Source organism: Krasilnikovia cinnamomea (assembly GCF_004217545.1).
Taxonomy (GTDB): Bacteria; Actinomycetota; Actinomycetes; order Mycobacteriales; family Micromonosporaceae; genus Actinoplanes; species Actinoplanes cinnamomeus.
This window is the reverse complement of record NZ_SHKY01000001.1, coordinates 324,798-341,696: the sequence shown is the minus strand read 5'-3', so window position 1 is coordinate 341,696 and position 16,899 is coordinate 324,798. Positions and strand designations below refer to the sequence as shown.

14 protein-coding genes are annotated in these 16,899 nt (G+C 71.4%); 9 read left to right on the top strand and 5 right to left on the bottom strand.

Annotated elements, in window-relative coordinates:
• The first annotated feature begins 203 nt into the window (after nucleotides 1-203).
• A complete protein-coding gene (locus tag EV385_RS01415; RefSeq protein WP_130507792.1) occupies nucleotides 204-1,511 on the top strand; it encodes a M20/M25/M40 family metallo-hydrolase in 1,308 nt (435 codons plus the stop codon).
• A gap of 31 nt (nucleotides 1,512-1,542) precedes the next feature.
• Nucleotides 1,543-2,211: a hypothetical protein gene (locus EV385_RS01410; protein ID WP_130507791.1), complete on the top strand. Its 669-nt coding sequence runs from the start codon at nucleotides 1,543-1,545 to the stop codon at nucleotides 2,209-2,211.
• A gap of 31 nt (nucleotides 2,212-2,242) precedes the next feature.
• Here EV385_RS01410 and EV385_RS01405 read toward each other — a convergent pair whose 3' ends face one another.
• Together EV385_RS01405 and EV385_RS01400 are read right to left on the bottom strand one after the other, a co-directional pair.
• Nucleotides 2,243-2,434, bottom strand: a complete 192-nt coding sequence (locus tag EV385_RS01405; RefSeq protein ID WP_130507790.1) for a DUF5703 family protein — start codon at nucleotides 2,432-2,434, stop codon at nucleotides 2,243-2,245.
• A gap of 5 nt (nucleotides 2,435-2,439) precedes the next feature.
• Entirely contained in the window at nucleotides 2,440-3,441 is a 1,002-nt protein-coding gene (locus EV385_RS01400; RefSeq protein WP_130507789.1) for an aldo/keto reductase, read from the bottom strand.
• 153 nt (nucleotides 3,442-3,594) lie between these two features.
• On the opposite strand from EV385_RS01400, the gene EV385_RS01395 reads away from it, so the two are divergent.
• From EV385_RS01395 to mshC, 5 genes are all read left to right on the top strand, one after another.
• A complete protein-coding gene (locus EV385_RS01395) occupies nucleotides 3,595-4,647 on the top strand; it encodes an LLM class F420-dependent oxidoreductase (RefSeq protein WP_130507788.1) in 1,053 nt (350 codons plus the stop codon).
• On the top strand, nucleotides 4,644-5,354 hold the full coding sequence (locus tag EV385_RS01390; RefSeq protein WP_130507787.1) for a histidine phosphatase family protein: 711 nt from the start codon (nucleotides 4,644-4,646) through the stop codon (nucleotides 5,352-5,354). The genes EV385_RS01395 and EV385_RS01390 overlap by 4 nt, the downstream gene beginning before the upstream one ends.
• Nucleotides 5,355-5,555: 201 nt before the next feature.
• Complete coding sequence (locus tag EV385_RS01385; protein ID WP_130507786.1) at nucleotides 5,556-6,131, top strand: DUF3090 domain-containing protein; 576 nt, start codon at nucleotides 5,556-5,558, stop codon at nucleotides 6,129-6,131.
• A 65-nt stretch (nucleotides 6,132-6,196) separates the two neighbouring features.
• Complete coding sequence (locus EV385_RS01380; RefSeq protein WP_130513000.1) at nucleotides 6,197-6,946, top strand: SCO1664 family protein; 750 nt, start codon at nucleotides 6,197-6,199, stop codon at nucleotides 6,944-6,946.
• A 63-nt stretch (nucleotides 6,947-7,009) separates the two neighbouring features.
• Complete coding sequence (gene mshC, locus EV385_RS01375; RefSeq protein ID WP_130507785.1) at nucleotides 7,010-8,248, top strand: cysteine--1-D-myo-inosityl 2-amino-2-deoxy-alpha-D-glucopyranoside ligase; 1,239 nt, start codon at nucleotides 7,010-7,012, stop codon at nucleotides 8,246-8,248.
• Nucleotides 8,249-8,502: 254 nt separating this feature from the next.
• Here the strand turns inward: mshC and EV385_RS01370 are convergent, their stop codons facing one another.
• Together EV385_RS01370 and EV385_RS01365 are read right to left on the bottom strand one after the other, a co-directional pair.
• Complete coding sequence (locus tag EV385_RS01370; protein ID WP_130507784.1) at nucleotides 8,503-9,294, bottom strand: GntR family transcriptional regulator; 792 nt, start codon at nucleotides 9,292-9,294, stop codon at nucleotides 8,503-8,505.
• A 152-nt stretch (nucleotides 9,295-9,446) separates the two neighbouring features.
• On the bottom strand, nucleotides 9,447-10,316 hold the full coding sequence (locus EV385_RS01365; protein WP_130507783.1) for a PAC2 family protein: 870 nt from the start codon (nucleotides 10,314-10,316) through the stop codon (nucleotides 9,447-9,449).
• 157 nt (nucleotides 10,317-10,473) lie between these two features.
• Between EV385_RS01365 and metH the strand changes: the two genes are divergently transcribed.
• Nucleotides 10,474-13,992: a methionine synthase gene (gene metH, locus EV385_RS01360; protein ID WP_278044960.1), complete on the top strand. Its 3,519-nt coding sequence runs from the start codon at nucleotides 10,474-10,476 to the stop codon at nucleotides 13,990-13,992.
• Nucleotides 13,993-14,213: 221 nt separating this feature from the next.
• Nucleotides 14,214-15,815, top strand: coding sequence for a tetratricopeptide repeat-containing diguanylate cyclase (locus tag EV385_RS01355; protein WP_130507782.1), 1,602 nt, complete (start codon nucleotides 14,214-14,216; stop codon nucleotides 15,813-15,815).
• Nucleotides 15,816-15,914: 99 nt separating this feature from the next.
• On the opposite strand, the gene EV385_RS01350 is transcribed toward EV385_RS01355, so the two are convergent.
• Nucleotides 15,915-16,661 carry a hypothetical protein gene (locus EV385_RS01350; protein WP_130507781.1) on the bottom strand — a complete coding sequence of 249 codons (747 nt, stop codon included), beginning with the start codon at nucleotides 16,659-16,661 and terminating at the stop codon, nucleotides 15,915-15,917.
• Nucleotides 16,662-16,899 lie beyond the last annotated feature (238 nt).

The following is a 16,899-nucleotide window of genomic DNA, read 5'->3' as shown; positions in this document are numbered from 1 at the left end:
CAAATGGACAGATCCGAATAACTAGTGCGCAAGATCTGAACTTTCCGTGCAGGAGTAGGCACATTCAGTAAGATCAACGTCTACTTTGTACGTTGTTTACATATCGTGCGGATACCTCGCGCGGCATCGACGGCCGTGTCGCCGCCCGCCGGCCCCGCACACCGGCGAACGGGCAGACGATTGCCGCCTGGTATGAAGGGCCCATGGACGCCACCGCCGCCGACGAGGTCGTGGAGATCTGCCGCGACCTGCTCCGGATCGACACCACCAACACCGGTGATGCCCGTACCACCGTGGGCGAGCGCACCGCCGCCGAGTACGTGGCGGAGCGCCTCGAGGAGGTCGGCATCGCCTCCGAGCTTTTCGAGTCGGCCCCCCGCCGGGCCAACCTGGTGGCCCGCATCCCCGGCGCGGACCGCTCCCGCGGCGCCCTGCTGGTGCACGGCCACCTCGACGTCGTGCCCGCCGACGCCAGCGAGTGGTCCGTCCACCCGTTCTCCGGCGCCGAACGCGACGGCTACCTGTGGGGGCGCGGCGCGATCGACATGAAGGACTTCGACGCGATGATGCTGGCGGTCGTCCGCCAGTGGCAACGCACCGGCGTGACGCCGCCGCGCGACATCGTGCTGTGCTTCACCGCCGACGAGGAGGCCGGCATGGAGTACGGCTCCCAGTGGCTGGTCCGCCAGCACGCCGATCTGTTCACCGGCTGCACCGAGGCGATCGGCGAGGTAGGCGGCTTCTCCTACACGGTCAACGACGACCTGCGCCTGTACCTCGTGGAGACCGCCGAGAAGGGCCTCGACTGGCTGCGCCTGCACGCCCGCGGCCGCCCCGGGCACGGCTCGTTCGTACACGACGACAACGCCGTCACCGCGCTCGCCGAGGCGGTCGCCCGGGTCGGCCGGCACCGCTTCCCCACGGTCGTCACCCCCACGGTCGCGGCGTTCCTGGAGCAGGTGTCCGACGCGTTCGGTATCGAGCTGGACCCGGCCGAGCCCGAGATCGCCATCGCGAAGCTGGGCCCGATCGCCAACCTCATCGGCGCCACCCTGCGCAACACCGCCAACCCGACCCGCCTGGACGCCGGATACAAGGACAACGTCATCCCGAGCCGGGCGTCGGCCACGATCGACTGCCGCACCCTGCCCGGCCAGGCCGAGGCGTTCCTGGAACAGTTGCGCGAGGTCATCGGCCCGGACATCGAGATCGAACACATCTCGCAGCAGGGCGCGGTCGAGACCGGCTTCGACGGCGCGCTGGTCGATGCGATGGCCGCCGCGCTGCGGGCCGAGGATCCCGGCGCGCGGGCGGTGCCGTACATGCTCTCCGGCGGCACGGACGCGAAGGCGTTCAGCACGCTGGGCATCCGCTGCTTCGGCTTCGCGCCGCTGCGGCTGCCCGCCGACCTCAACTTCTCCGCGCTCTTCCATGGCGTCGACGAGCGGGTGCCGGTGGAGGGACTACAGTTCGGCGTGCGCGTGCTCGACCGACTTCTGCAGACCAGCTGAGTTCATATTTTTCCGAAGGGACGCCGTCACCATGTCCGACCAGTATGCGGAGCTGGACAAGGCCCTCGAACGGGTCTTCGACGCCGCCCGGGCCCATCTCGCGGCGGTCAAGGCCGCCGAGGGCCGAGTCGATGACGACGAGGTGTGGCAGGCGTACGTCACCCTCAACAACACCTCTTATGCGTACGACGAGCAGCTGCTCGACACGTTCGGCGAGGTCACCCCGTGGGACGTCGAGTCGATCGACCCCGACGAGGCGGACCGGCGCTTCGGGCTCGGCGTGGACGGGCTCGGCGGCACGGGCACCAGCGACCCGTACCCGCAGGTGATCTCGGTGCGCCAGCGGCGCGACTACCGGGTGCCCAGCGTCGCCGCCCTGCTGCGGATCGCCGAGGTCGCCCGCCGCGAGGCGGTGCCCGCCGACGAGGACGCGGGCAGCGTGGAGAGTGTGGGGGAGGCCGTCCTTGAGCTGCTGCAGGCCGGTGACGGTTCGCTGGCCTCGCTCGACGTGCCCGAGCTGGAGCCGCTCGACGGTCTGCTGACCGTCAGCGAGGTGGCCAAGCCGCTCGACCTGGAGGCGTACGACGACGCCGACGGCACCGGGCCGTTCACCCCCGAGGCGGGTGACCTGCTGGTGGGCCGCCTCGACGAGCACCCGTTCTTGCCCGACGAGGACGAGGAGCACGACCACCAGCACTGAGCTGATCGGCGCCGCCCGGTCAGGCTCGGATTCAGTACGACAGACCTGGCTGGGCGGGGCCCTGCACCAGGCGGCGCAACATCACCCGCCGGGACCCGTCCGGGAAGAGCTGGACCCGGGCCAGCTCCCAGCCTGAGAACTCCGCCCGGATGGCCAGCTGCGCCGCAGCGGTCAATCGATCGACATTCGACGGCAACCGCAGCGGCGCGTATTCGTAGTCCATGCGTCCTAATATGCGCCAGCCTGCGGGGCTTTACCAGTACCCTCGCGCTCCGGGTAACCCACGGAAATGGCCGACACGTCGTCCAGCGCCGCCGCGATCTCGGTGGGCAGGGTGAGCCGGTCGCTGGCCAGCGCGCCCTGCAATTGCCCCGCGGTGCGCGCGCCCAGGATCGGCGCCACCACCCCGGGCCGGTCCCGGACCCAGGCCAGCGCCACCTCCAGCGGCGACACGCCGAGCCCGCCCGCCGCGATCACCGCCGCCTCGACGATGCTGGAGCTGCGCGGCTCCAGGTAGGTCTGCACGAACGCCGCCAGGTGCTCCGAGGCGGCCCGCGAATCGGCCGGGCGCCCGTTGCGGTACTTGCCGGTGAGCACCCCGCGCCCGAGCGGCGACCAGGGCAGCACCCCGATGCCCAGCGCCGCGGCGGCCGGCAGCAGCTCCCGCTCGATGCCGCGCTCCAGCAGCGAATACTCCATCTGGGCGGCCACCACGGGCGCCCGCCCCGGGTACGCGGCCTGCCAGGTCGCCGCCCGCGTCATCTGCCACCCCGCGAAGTTCGACACCCCGACGTAGCGGACCCGGCCCGAGTCCACCGCGTGATCCAGGGCCGACAGCGTCTCCTCCAGGGGGGTCTGCGGGTCGTACCCGTGCACCTGCCACAGGTCCACATAGTCGGTGCCGAGCCGGCGCAGCGACGCGTCCAGGGCGCGCAGCAGGTGCCCGCGCGAGCCGTCGCGGCGCCGGTGCGGCCCCCGGGCCAGGCCCGCCTTCGTCGCGATGAGGATCTCGTCGCGCGGCACGAGCTGGTCCAGCAGGGAGCCGATGACCGCCTCGGCGTCGCCGTCGCCGTACACGTCGGCGGTGTCCAGCAGGGTGCCGCCGGCGTCGAGGTAGAACTTCAGTTGCGCGGCCGCGTCGTCCGGGTCGGTGTCGCGTCCCCAGGTCATGGTGCCGAGCGCGAGCCGGGAGACCGCCAGCCCGCTGCGGCCGAGCGGTCGTTGCTGCATGGGTGAACCTTATTCAGAGCAGGTCATCCGCGAAATCCTTGCGGCAGGTCAACCGCGTCGGGAAGGCGACCGAACACCGCGAAGATCACCGAGCGTGGTTGCGTAGGCTTCCTGACGGGAGCAAGGCGGCTCCCGCGACTCTCGGGAGGACCCGTGCGGCTCGGACTCAGCCTCGGCTACCAGACCTCGTGGACGACCCCTGCGGACCACCTCGCCCTGGCCCAGGAGGCGGACCGGCTGGGGTTCTCGGTGGTCTGGGCGGCGGAAGCGTACGGCTCGGACGCGCCGAGCATGCTCGCCTGGATCGCCGGGCAGACCCGGCAGATCGACGTCGGCGCGGCCGTCATGCAGATCCCGGCCCGCAGCCCCGCGATGACCGCGATGACCGCCGCCACCATCGACACCGTCTCGGGTGGGCGGTTCCGGCTGGGCCTGGGCGTCTCCGGGCCGCAGGTCTCCGAGGGCTGGCACGGCGTCCGGTTCGCCAAGCCGCTCGGACGCACCCGCGAGTACGTCGACATCGTCCGGCTGGCCCTGGCCCGCAAGCCGGTCGCGTACGCCGGGCAGCACTTCCAGTTGCCGCTGCCGGACGGCGCGGGCAAGGCGCTGCGGCTCGGCTTCCACCCGCCGCGCGACACCATCCCGATCTACCTGGCCGCGGTGGGCCCGAAGAACCTGGAGCTGACCGGCGAGATCGCCGACGGCTGGCTGGCCATCTTCTTCGCCCCGGACGCGTCCGGTGAGTACCTGCAGCACATCGAGCGCGGCCGGGCCAAGAGCGGCGCCGGGCTGAGCGGCTTCGACGTCAACGTCACCGCCCCGCTGGTGCTGGGCGACGACATCGCCGCCGCCGCCGACGTGGTCCGCCCGCACGCCGCCCTGTACGTCGGCGGGATGGGCAGCCGCGACCAGAACTTCTACAACCAGCTCGCGGTGCGGATGGGCTACGAGCAGGAGGCCGCGAAGGTGCAGGAGCTGTACCTGGCCCGCCAGATCCGCGACGCGGCGGCCGCGGTGCCGCAGGAGTTCATCGAACGGGTCTCGCTGATCGGCCCGCCCGCCCGGATCGCGGAACGCATGCGCGAGTACGCGGCCGCCGGTGTCGGCACCCTGTCGGTCGAGTTGCACGCCCCGGACCGGGAAACCGCTGTGACGGCCCTGCGCGTGGCGGCGGAGGCGTACGAGGCCTCCGGCGTGGCCGTCTGACCGTGGCGACCGTCCTGTTGTTGCGCCACGGGCGCACCGCCGCGAACGCGACCGGCGGGCTGGCCGGGCGCCAGCCCGTGGAACTCGACGACACCGGCCGTGCCCAGGCGCAGCGGGTCGGCGAGCGGCTGCGGTCGGTGTCGCTGGCGGCCGTGGTCACGAGCCCGTTGCGCCGCTGCTGGCAGACGCTCGAACTGGCCCTGCCCGGCACCGACCCGGCCGTCGACGACGGCCTGATCGAGTGCGGGTACGGCGACTGGGAGGGCCAGCCGCTGAAGAAGCTGGCCAAGGACCCGCTCTGGCCGGTCGTCCAGCAGCATCCCAGCTCCGTCGTCTTCCCGAACGGCGAGGCGATGGCCGACATGTCGGCCCGGGCCGTGGCCGCGGTGCGCCGGTGGGACGCCGCGGTGACCGCGGAACACGGGCCCGAGGCGGTCTGGCTGGCCTGCAGCCACGGCGACGTGATCAAGGCGATCGTGGCCGACGCCATGGGGCTGCACCTCGATCAGTTCCAGCGCATCGTGGTCGATCCCGCCTCGATCACGGCGATCCGCTACACGTCCACGCGGCCGTTCCTGGTCCGGCTGAACGACACCGCGGACCTGGCCTCGCTCGTACCCCCGAAGCCGGACCGGCGAGGCCGGTCGGCGCGCGCGGCGCAATCCTCGGACGCGGCCGTGGGTGGAGGCGCCGGGGCGGGGGTCTGAGCACGGCCCGTGACCGGGGTGTTACGCCTGCGTGTACCCGGTTGCGCCCTCCGCGAACCCGCCCCCGTGCACTGCGCACCCGTGCGCGCGGGCGACTAGGGTCGACGGTATGACCGAGCGCAGCGAGGGCCACCGCGGTATGCCCGGCGGGAGCAGCGGCACACCGGTGCCGCGCCCCGGTTTGCCCGAGGGGGACCGGGCATGACTCACCAGGTGCACGCCTTCGAGCCGCCGGAGCGGTTCGTCGCCGGGACGGTGGGTGAGCCCGGCGATCGGACCTTCTTCCTGCAGGCTCGCGGCGGCGGCCGGGTGGTCAGCGTCGCGCTGGAGAAGGTGCAGGTCTCGCTGCTGGCGGAGAAGCTGGAGGAGTTGCTCACCGAGGCCAGCCGCCGGTTCGGCGTCTCGCTGCCGGAGAGCACAGCGTCCGGGCATGACAACGAGCCCCTGGACACCCCGGTCGACGAGGAGTTCCGCGTCGGCACCCTGGGCCTGGCCTTCGACGTGGACACCACCACCGTGGTGATCGAGGCGATCGAGGCGGGGGAGGGTGAGGCCGAGGCGGAGCTGGCCGGCGACGACGACACGGCCGAGGAGGACGACGAGCCCGACGACGACCTGGACCGGCTCCGGGTACGGCTGACCCCGGAGGCGACCCGGGAGTTCATCGACCGGGCCCGGCGGGTGGTCGCCGCCGGTCGGCCGCCGTGCCCGCTGTGTGGCCAGCCGCTCGACCCGGCCGGTCACCTCTGCCCCCGGCACAACGGCTACCACCGGTGACCACCACAGGACCGGCCGCCGTGCTGTCCGAGGACGATGCCCTGGACCTGCTCCAGCGCGGCGCGATGGAGCTGGAGGGGCGGCTCGTCGAGGCGTCCAACACCACGCTGCGCGCCGAGATCACCCTCGACGGCGTGCGGGCCCGGTGCGTGTACAAGCCGGTCCGGGGCGAGCGCCCGCTCTGGGACTTCCCCGACGGCACGCTCGCCGGCCGGGAGGTCTCGGCGTACCTGGTCTCCCAGGCGACCGGGTGGGGCCTGGTGCCGCCGACCATCCTGCGCGACGGCCCGCTCGGCCCCGGCGCGGTCCAGCTGTGGATCGACGAGCCGGACGACGCCGAGGCCCTGATCGGCTTCGTACCCGCCTACGACGTGCCGTCGGGCTGGTTCGCCATCGCCTCCGCCCGCGACCCCGGCGGCGACGCGTACGCGCTGGCGCACGCCGACGACCGGCGGCTGGCGCAGCTCGCCGTGCTGGACGCCGTACTCAACAACGCCGACCGCAAGGGCGGCCACGTGCTGTACGGCCCGGACGGACGGATCTACGCGGTCGATCACGGCGTCTGCTTCCACGTCGAGAACAAGCTGCGCACGGTGTTGTGGGGCTGGACCGGCAAGGCCCTGCCCGACGAGGCCGTGGAGGTGCTGACCAGGCTCGGCGAGCGGCTGGAAGGGCCGCTGGCCGAGGCCCTGGAGGAGCACCTGACCACCTCGGAGGTGCAGCACGTGCGGCTGCGGGCGCGGCGGCTGGCCCGGGCGGCGCGCTTCCCGAAGCCACCGCGGGACTGGCCGGCCGTCCCGTGGCCCCCGGTTTAGGGCCAGAGGTCTAGCTCACGCCCATGCGAACCCGGCGGCCGTGGCTGGATAGGCTCGGTGACCATGGACGCATGGATGGGGCACCAGGTGCCGACGCTGCCGGGAACCGCCACGCCGCCGGCGCTGTACGACTCGGCCCGCCGGTCGGTGCTGCCCACCACTCCCGGCCTGACCGCGACGATGTACGTCTGCGGGATCACCCCGTACGACGCCACCCATCTCGGGCACGCCGCCACCATGATCACGTTCGATCTGATCAACCGTGCCTGGCGCGACGCCGGCCACCCCGTCACGTACGTCCAGAACGTCACGGACATCGACGACCCGCTGCTGGAGCGCGCCAACCGTGACGGCGAGGACTGGGTGGTGCTCGCCATGCGCGAGACGGCCCTGTTCCGCGAGGACATGGAGGCGCTGCGGATCATCCCGCCGGAGCACTACGTGGGCGCGGTCGAGTCCATCCCGGCCATCGCCGCGCACGTGCGGGAGCTGCTGGCGGCCGGAGCGGCGTACCGGCTCGACGACGGCACCGGGGACGTCTACTTCCCGATCTCCGCCGCCCCCGCCTGGGGCTACGAGTCGCACCTGAGCCGCGAGGAGATGCTGGTGCTCTCCGCCGAGCGCGGCGGCGACCCGGAACGCCCCGGCAAGCGCGACCCCCTCGACCCGCTGCTGTGGCGCGGCGCCCGCGACGGCGAACCCGCCTGGGACGGCGGCGACCTCGGCCCCGGCCGCCCCGGCTGGCACATCGAGTGCGCCACCATCGCGCTGGGCCTGCTCGGCGCCACGATCGACGTCCAGGGCGGCGGCAACGACCTGATCTACCCGCACCACGAGTGCTCCGCCGCGCACGCCGAGCGGCTGACCGGCGCGGCCCCGTTCGCCGGCCACTACGTGCACGCCGGCATGATCGGCCTGCACGGCGAGAAGATGTCGAAGTCCAAGGGCAACCTCGTCTTCGTCTCCCGGCTGCGCGGCGACGGCATCGACCCCATGGCCGTGCGGCTGGCGCTGCTGGCCGACCACTACCGCAGCGACCGGCAGTGGACCGACGACGTGCTCAAGGCCGGCCAGGAGCGGCTGGCCCGGTGGCGCGAGGCCGCCGCGGCCCCCGCCGGGCCGTCCGGGGAGGGCCTGCTGTCCGCCGTACGCGAGGCGCTCGCCAACGACCTCGACACCCCCGCCGCCCTCGCCGTGGTGGACGCCTGGGCGGACGCCGCCCTGGCCGGCACCGGCGACGACCCCGAGGCGCCCGCACTGCTGGCCCGTACGGTCGACGCCCGCCTCGGCATCCGCCTCTAACCTGGCAACCGGCCCTGCTCGTCTGTTAACCCAGTCTGCTGCTGGCGCCTTATGGGGCGTGGGGTGGGTGCAGCGAATCTTGGTTAGTTCGGGTCGGTTGCTGACCCGAACTCTTCAGAGACGCACGGACCGCGCTTGTCCGCCAAGCTGCTTGCGTTTGTGAGCGCGGCTTGCACCGAGATCCTTGGTGAGTTCGGGTCGGCTCCTCGCCCGAACTCTTCACAGATCGCTGGGTGCGTCCGTCTGTCCTGCGGTCAGGCCAGGGTGAAGCCCGGGTCCGGGTCCGGGTCAGGGATCGGCGCGGGGATGCGGTACTCCTCGGTCAGCGTGGTCATCGGCCCGGGCCAGGTCGCCTGGGCCACCTCGATCGGCTTGCGGGCCTCGTCGAACGCGACGTGCAGCAGGTGCAGCACCGGCGTGTCCGGCCGGATCTGGAGGATTTCCGCCTCCTCGCGGCTGGGCTGGCGGGCGCTGATCGTGTCCGTGGCCGAGGCGTACCGGCGCCCGATCGCCTCCTCCGCCTCCTGGTACAGCGGGCGCCCGAACGCCTCCACGCGTTCCAGCGAGGTGCCACTGGCGTCGGTGACCCGGAACCACGACGCCCCCACCTCAACCGGGGCGTCGTCGGTGCGCACGACGTGCCGCCGGACCAGCATCTCCGTTCCGTCCCGCACCCCGAACGCGTCGGCCACCTCGGGCGGGGCGGGCTCGCGGCCCACCCCGGCCAGCTGCTGGCGGTACCGGGCGGCGAGGTCGGCGTGGTAGCCGCGGTGTGCGCCGTACCGGCCGCGGGAGAGGCGGTTGAGGCGGCGCCGGGTGCCGCGCACGTAGGTGCCCGACCCCGGCTTGGTGATCAGTACGCCCTCGACGCGCAGCTGATCGACCGTACGCTGCACGGTCTGCTTGGCGACGCCGAACATCTCCGCCATGGCCGGGATGGACGGCAGCCGCTCGCCGGGCTGCCAGTCGCCGCGCCGGATACGCTCGCGCAGTTGCGCGGCGATCTGCCGGTGCGGGAACTCGGCGGTACCAGGGTTGATCGTCATGGCGCACCTCCGGCTCGCAATGAACCCAGGTTCCTAGGATGCGCCACGCACGGTGCCCCGTGTCGCCGACACGCCGAAATCCGTGGCACGACCACGCCGTCCAGTGTGGACGCCCAGCAGACCTCCGGCCTGCCTGAACCTGCGGGCGGGCGTTACCAGGAACCTGCGGTCGGGCCGGCGGAGCCGCCGCGACGGCGCAGGTACTTCTCGAACTCGCTGGCGATCTCGTCGCCGGTCAGCGGCTGGATGCCCTCATCGCCGACCCGCTCCTCCAGCTCCCGCACGTACTCGCCGAGCTCGGAGTCCTGCTCGGCGGCCGCGCGGACCCGGCGCTCCCACTCACCCGACTCCTCGGCGAGGTCGGCCATCGGCACCGGCAGATCCAGGACGTCCTCAACGCGGTGCAGCAGGGCCAGTGTCGCCTTCGGACACGGCGGATTGTTCGCGTAGTGGGGTACGTGCACCCAGAACGACAGGGCCTCCAGCTCGGCCCGGCCGCACGCCTCCTGCAGCACCCCGACGATGCCGGTGGGGCCGTCGTAGCGGGTCGGCGCGACCTTGTACTTCTCCGCGGTCTCGCGGCCGGTTGCGGTGCCGCTGATCGGCAGCGGCCGGGTGTAGGGCACGTCCGCCAGCAGGGCGCCGAGCAGCACGACCCGGTTCACCTCCAGGCTGTGGCAGACCTCAAGGATCTCCTCGCAGAACGTACGCCAGCGCATGCTGGGCTCGATGCCGCGGATGAGCACCACGTCGCGTTCCGTCCCGGGCGGGCTGGCCACCATGAACCGGGTCGTGGGCCATTCGATGCGGCGGGTCTCACCCTCGGCCATCGTGATCGTCGGGCGGCTGACCTGGAAGTCGTAGAAGTCCTCCGGATCGATGCTGGTGATCTCGCGGGCCTGCCAGACCTGTTCCAGGTGTTCCACCGCGGCGGTGGAGGCGTCGGCCGCGTCGTTCCACCCTTCGAAGGCGGCGATCGCCACGGGGGAGCGCAGCACGGGGAGGCCGTCGAACTCAGTCACATCGCCAACCTTACGTGGCCTGCGGGATACCGGCCCGGCGGCCGCGCCGTGGGGTGACAGGGCCGCAGCCGGCGCTGGTGGAGAGCCCCGTCACACTCCGCGTCCCACGTGACGGTGGGTATTCGGCTGTGCGGCGCCGAACCTTTAGCCTGGGAAGGTGCCGAATGACTTCCTTGCTGCGCTGACCGACCGGGTTCTCGTCGCCGATGGGGCCATGGGGACGATGTTGCAGGCCGCCGACCTCAGCGTCGACGAGGACTTTCAGGGCCTCGAGGGCTGCAACGAGATTCTCAACGTGACCCGGCCCGACGTGGTGCGCAGCGTGCACGAGGCGTACCTCGCGGTGGGCAGCGACTGCGTCGAGACCAATACATTCGGGGCGAATCTCGGCAATCTCGGTGACTACGACATCCAGCACCGGATCCGGGAGCTGAGCGAGGCCGGCGCGCGGATCGCCCGGACCGCCGCCGATGCGTACGCGACGCCGGAGCAGCCGCGCTACGTGCTCGGCTCGATCGGCCCCGGCACCAAGCTGCCCACCCTCGGCCACACCCGGTACGACGTGCTGCGCGACGCGTACCTGGAGAACGCGGCGGGCCTGGTCCTCGGCGGCGCCGACGCGCTGATCGTCGAGACGTGCCAGGACCTGCTGCAGACCAAGGCGGCCGTGATCGGGGCGCGCCGGGCGATGGCGGAGGTCGGCCATACGGTGCCGTTGATCTGCCATGTCACGGTCGAGACCACCGGCACGATGCTGCTGGGCAGCGAGATCGGTGCCGCGCTGACCGCGCTGGAGCCGCTGGGCATCGACCTGATCGGGCTCAACTGCGCCACCGGCCCCGCCGAGATGACCGAGCACCTGCGCTACCTGTCGCAGCACGCCCGCGTACCCCTGTCGGTCATGCCGAACGCGGGCCTGCCGGTCCTCGCGGCCGGCGGCGCCTACTACCCGCTGACCCCCGACGAGCTGGCCGAGGCCCTCGACCGCTTCGTCACCGAGTACGGCGTCCCGCTCGTGGGCGGCTGCTGCGGCACCACCCCCGCCCACATCGAGGCCGTGGTGGCCCGGGTGCGCGGCCGGCAGGCCGCCGCGCGCCACCCGGAACACGCGGCCGGCGCGGCGTCGATCTACCACGAGGTGCCGTTCCGGCAGGACGCCGGCGTGCTGATGGTCGGCGAGCGGACCAACGCGAACGGCTCCAAGGCGTTCCGCGAGCCGATGCTGGCCGGCGACTGGCAGGCGTGCGTGGAGATCGCCCGCGGCCAGGCCCGCGACGGCTCCCACATGCTCGACCTGTGCGTGGACTACGTGGGCCGCGACGGCACCCAGGACATGCGCGAGCTGGCCGGCCGCTTCGCCACCGCCTCCACCCTGCCGATCATGCTGGACTCCACCGAGCCGCCGGTCATCGAGGCCGGACTGGAGATGCTGGGCGGCCGCTGCATCGTCAACTCGGTCAACTACGAGGACGGCGACGGCCCGAACTCCCGCTTCGCCCGGATGATGCCGATCGTCAAGGAGCACGGCGCCGCCGTGGTCGCGCTGACCATCGACGAGGAGGGCCAGGCCCGCACCGCCGACTGGAAGGTACGGGTGGCCGCCCGGCTCATCGACGACCTCACCGGCAACTGGGGTCTGGCCCGCGCCGACATCCTCATCGACTGCCTGACCTTCCCCATCGCCACCGGCCAGGAGGAGACCCGCCGCGACGGCATCGAGACCATCGAGGCGATCCGGCGCATCAGCGAGCTGTACCCGGGCGTGAACTTCACCATCGGTCTGTCGAACATCTCGTTCGGCCTCAACCCGGCCGCCCGGCAGGTGCTCAACTCGGTCTTCCTGCACGAGTGTGTCCAAGCTGGACTGACCAGCGCGATCGTGCACGCCAGCAAGATCCTGCCGATGTCGAAGATCCCCGACGAGCACCGCCAGGTCGCGCTCGACATGATCTACGACCGGCGCACCGAGGACTACGACCCGCTGCAGAAGTTCATGGCACTGTTCGAAGGGGTGGACGCCACCAGCGCCCGCGCCACGCGCGCCCAGGAACTGCTCAGCCTGCCCCTGGACGAGCGGCTCAAGCGGCGCATCATCGACGGCGAACGCAACGGCCTCGAGGACGACCTGCTGGCCGCACTGAGCGACAAGCCCGCGCTGACCATCGTCAACGACGTGCTCCTCGACGGCATGAAGACCGTCGGTGAGCTGTTCGGCTCCGGCCAGATGCAGCTGCCGTTCGTGCTGCAATCCGCCGAGGTGATGAAGGCGGCCGTGGCGTACCTCGAACCGCACATGGAAAAGCACGAGGAGGACGCCGGCAAGGGCCGCATCGTGCTCGCCACGGTCAAGGGCGACGTGCACGACATCGGCAAGAATCTCGTCGACATCATCCTCAGCAACAACGGGTACGAGGTCGTCAACATCGGCATCAAGCAGCCGATCAACGCGATCATCGACGCCGCGGAGCAGCACCAGGCCGACGCCATCGGCATGTCCGGCCTGCTGGTCAAGAGCACCGTGGTGATGAAGGAGAACTTGCAGGAGATGGCCGACCGCGGGGTCGCCGACCGGTACCCCGTGCTGCTCGGCGGCGCGGCCCTGACCCGCTCCTACGTGGAGGACGACCTGCGTTCGGCGTACGACGGGGACGTGCACTACGCGCGCGACGCGTTCGAGGGCCTGACGCTGATGGACAAGGTGATGACCGCCAAGCGCGGCGGCGCCACGGTCGTCGACGCCGAGCGTGAGGCCGTGCTGCAGGCCCGGCGCGAACGGCGGGCCCGGCAGCGCGCCATCGTCACGGACAACTTGCCGCCGCTGGACGACACGTCCGTGCGTTCCGACGTGGCGCGGGACGTCGACGTGCCCACGCCGCCGTTCTTCGGCACCCGGGTCATCAAGGGCATCCCGCTCGGCGACTACGCGGCGATGCTCGACGAGCGGGCCACGTTCCTCGGCCAGTGGGGCCTCAAGGGCTCCCGCGGCGGCAGCGGCCCCACGTACGAGGAGCTGGTGGAGACCGAGGGCCGTCCGCGGCTGCGGTACTGGCTGGACCGGCTCGCCGCCGACCACGTGCTGGAGGCGGCCGTGGTCTACGGGTACTTCCCGGCGTACTCCGAGGGCAACACCCTCGTGGTGCTCGACGAGAACGGGGTCAGCGAGCGGGCCCGGTTCACGTTCCCCCGGCAGCGCCAGGAGCGGCGGCTGTGCCTGGCCGACTTCTTCCGCCCGCGCGGTGAAGGCCTCGACGTCGTCGGCCTGCAGCTCGTGACGGTCGGCCAGCCGGTCAGCGAATACACCGCGAAGATGTTCGCCCGCAACGAATACCGGGACTACCTCGAGGTGCACGGCCTCTCGGTGCAGCTCACCGAGGCCCTGGCCGAGTACTGGCACCGCCGGGTGCGCAACGAACTGATCCTGCCCGGTGGCGGGTCCGTGGGCGCGGGCGACCCGGCCGACCTCGCGGGCATCCTCAAGAACGACTACCGGGGCTGCCGGTACGCGTTCGGTTACCCGGCGTGCCCGGACCTGGAGGACCGGGCGAAGGTCGTGGACCTGCTCGACGCGGAGCGCATCGGGGTGACGCTGTCGGAGGAGTTCCAGCTGGAACCGGAACAGTCGACCGACGCCATCATCGTCCACCACCCGGAGGCGAACTACTTCAACGCCAAGTGAGCCAGACACCCATCCTGACCTGCGGAAACGTCCGCGTGGAGCAGCCGGTGGGACGCTTCGGCGCCGTCGGCCGGTGCCGTTTCCGTCAACCGCACCCCGGCCGATCGTCAGCGTCCCTGGTGCCCGCCGTGCCAGGTTCTGCTGAACTCGCCACCATCGCTTAGTAATCGATGCCCGGGGCCGATGGCAAATCGTATCGCTGGGACCCGGAGGTGGGGCCGATGGACGGTAGCGTCATGGGTGCTGAGGCGTTGTCGGCTGCCCTGCTGGCGATGGAAGAGCAGTTCGTCACGGACCCCGCGGCCAGCCTGGCCGCCGCGGCCCGGCTGGAGCGGCAGGCCATGGCGCTGGGCGACGAGGCGCTGGTGATGCGCGCCCGCCTCCGGCGGGTATGTATGAGCTTTAGGACCGGCGAGACCGCGGGGGTCGCCCGGGAGTTCTACGACATCCTGCACTGGGCCGCCCGCCACGACGAGCGCCTGCTGGAAGCCCGCGCGCACGGGGCCTGCGCGGACATCCACCAGTACGCCGGCGACGGGGCCAGACAACTGGAGCACGCGCTGAGCGCGGTCCAACTGCTCGACGAGACCGCCCCCACGGACCTGCAGATCACGCTCCGCATCCGGCTGTGCGACGCACTCGCCGCGACCGGCGCGATGGATTCGGCACGGCAGCGCTACCGGCAGACCGAGGACCAGGCGCGCAAAGAACAGCGGTGGAACCTGCTGGCGGTGGTGCTCAACAACTGGGCGTACTACGAGTACGAGCTCGGCAATCTAGCCCAAGCCCGCGAAGTCACCGACCGGATGGCGGCAGCCGCCGACGCGCACAGCATCGAACTCGATCCCGTGAAACTGCACACGATCGCGGAGATCCAGGCCGCCAGCGGGGATTACGCCGCAGCCGAGCAATCGATGCTGACGTGCATCGCCCGGCACGAAGCCGGACACGTCGAGAACGCCGCTGATCTAGCCTTCTACCAGCTCACCCTGGCGCGCGCCCGGCGCGGCCTCGGCGACCTCGTCCAGGCCCAGCAGAACCTGGACGCCTGCCGCGAACTGTGCGCCGAACGTGGACTCCAAGAACTCCTGGCCCAGATCCACGAGGAACAGGCCGAACTGCACGCCGCCCGCGGCGAGCACACCGCCGCATTCGCCGAACTGAAAGCGTTCACCACCGCCAAGGAAAACCTGGCTTCAAGAGAGCGCGAAGCCCAAGCCCAGGCCCGGCATGCCGTGTTCGAAACCACCGAGGCCCGCCAGCAAGCCGACCAATACCGCGAACAAGCCCGCCGCGACCCCCTCACCGGTCTGCCCAACCGCCGCTACGCCGACGAAAAACTGCCCGCCCTCATCACCGGCGACCCTCACCTCACGCTCGCCATCGCCGACATCGACCACTTCAAACGCATCAACGACACCCTCTCCCACGACACCGGCGACCAGGTCCTCATCCAGGTCGCCAAGATCCTCGAAACCGAACTCACCGCCGCCATCCCCAACGGGTTCACCGCCCGCCTCGGCGGCGAAGAATTCCTGCTCGCCCTACCCGGCACCCCCCTCGACGTCGCGGCCAGCATCCTCGACCACATCCGGCACACCATCAGCACCCACGACTGGCACCACACCACCGCCGGCCTGCCCGTCACCGTCAGCATCGGCGCCGCCGCTACCAGCGAAACCGCGCCCCCCACCCAGGCAGCCACCCTCGCCAGCGCCGACCGCAACCTCTACGCCGCCAAACACCAAGGACGCAACCGCGTCGCCACCGGCACCCCCCGTGAACACCTGCCCCGCGCCTACCGCGACCGCGACATCACCTGAACGCCCCAGCATCACCCCGCGGACACCGGCCAGGGGCACCACTGGACCCGCAGCGTGCTCACGCGGCTAAGCTCCTCAGTGGGCACAGGTACCTGCCGGTCAATGGTCGCCGTGGTCGACCGGCTCCCGAAACGCCATCCGAATGTCACCCAGCACCTGGTTGAGCGTCGCCGTCCGCGCGGTGATGTCGGGACCGGGCGACCATGGCACCCCGGTCAGCCAGTCAGGCGCGGTGTCACGGCTGAGTCCAGTCCACTCCTTCCAGCGCCGGGCCACGAGCAGCGGAGCCAGCTGGTGCAGCTCGGGCAGCTCCTGCGCCGCGGCCAGCGCGTCCCGGCCCGCCGCAGTGGGACGGATCCGTTGACGAAGGATGTCGTACAGCACCCAAGCCAGGGACAGCACACACAGCGCGATGAACCCGCCGGCGATGAGCCGGCCACCGTCGCCGTCGCGGGCAACCCAGACGGCGCTGCCGAGTCCGGCGACGACGGCTACCGCCAGCGCAATCTTCGTCGGGACCGTCGGCCGGGCCTTCAGCAGCCCCGCCGCCCGCAGTTCAGCGCGAGCCCGCCCCGCCAGTCGGCGGCCGATGCGACCGAACCGGTGCCTGCTCAACTGCCACTCGCCAGCTGCCGCCCGGGACGCCGACGCCAACTCGACCAGCAATACTTGGTCAGTGGCCGACAACCCCGCCGCGTCGGCCGGGCCACGCCGGGCAAGGATGAGAAGGCCATCGTCGCGGCGAACCGTCACCAGTCCCCGCTCCGCCAAGCCGACCACCTGCGCGGCTACGCCAAGATCGACCGGAAAGTCGGCGAGAACAGCCTGGCGTACATAATCGACCATGGCCAAGAGACTAGAACGCCGAGCCGTCCGGGCGCAGGTGTCGGCAGTCCGCGAAGCAAAGCGTCCGCGGCATCCGGAGCTGCCGCTTCCGCGCTCGGTCATGGCGCCTCGCTGTGGCCGCGTACGCGGCGAGCTCGGTGGATCGGCCTCGCTGCGTACGCGGCGATACCGGTGGATCGGCCTCGCTACTGTGCCGGAATGAGTATTGATAGACCTGGATTCGGACTGATACCTACGA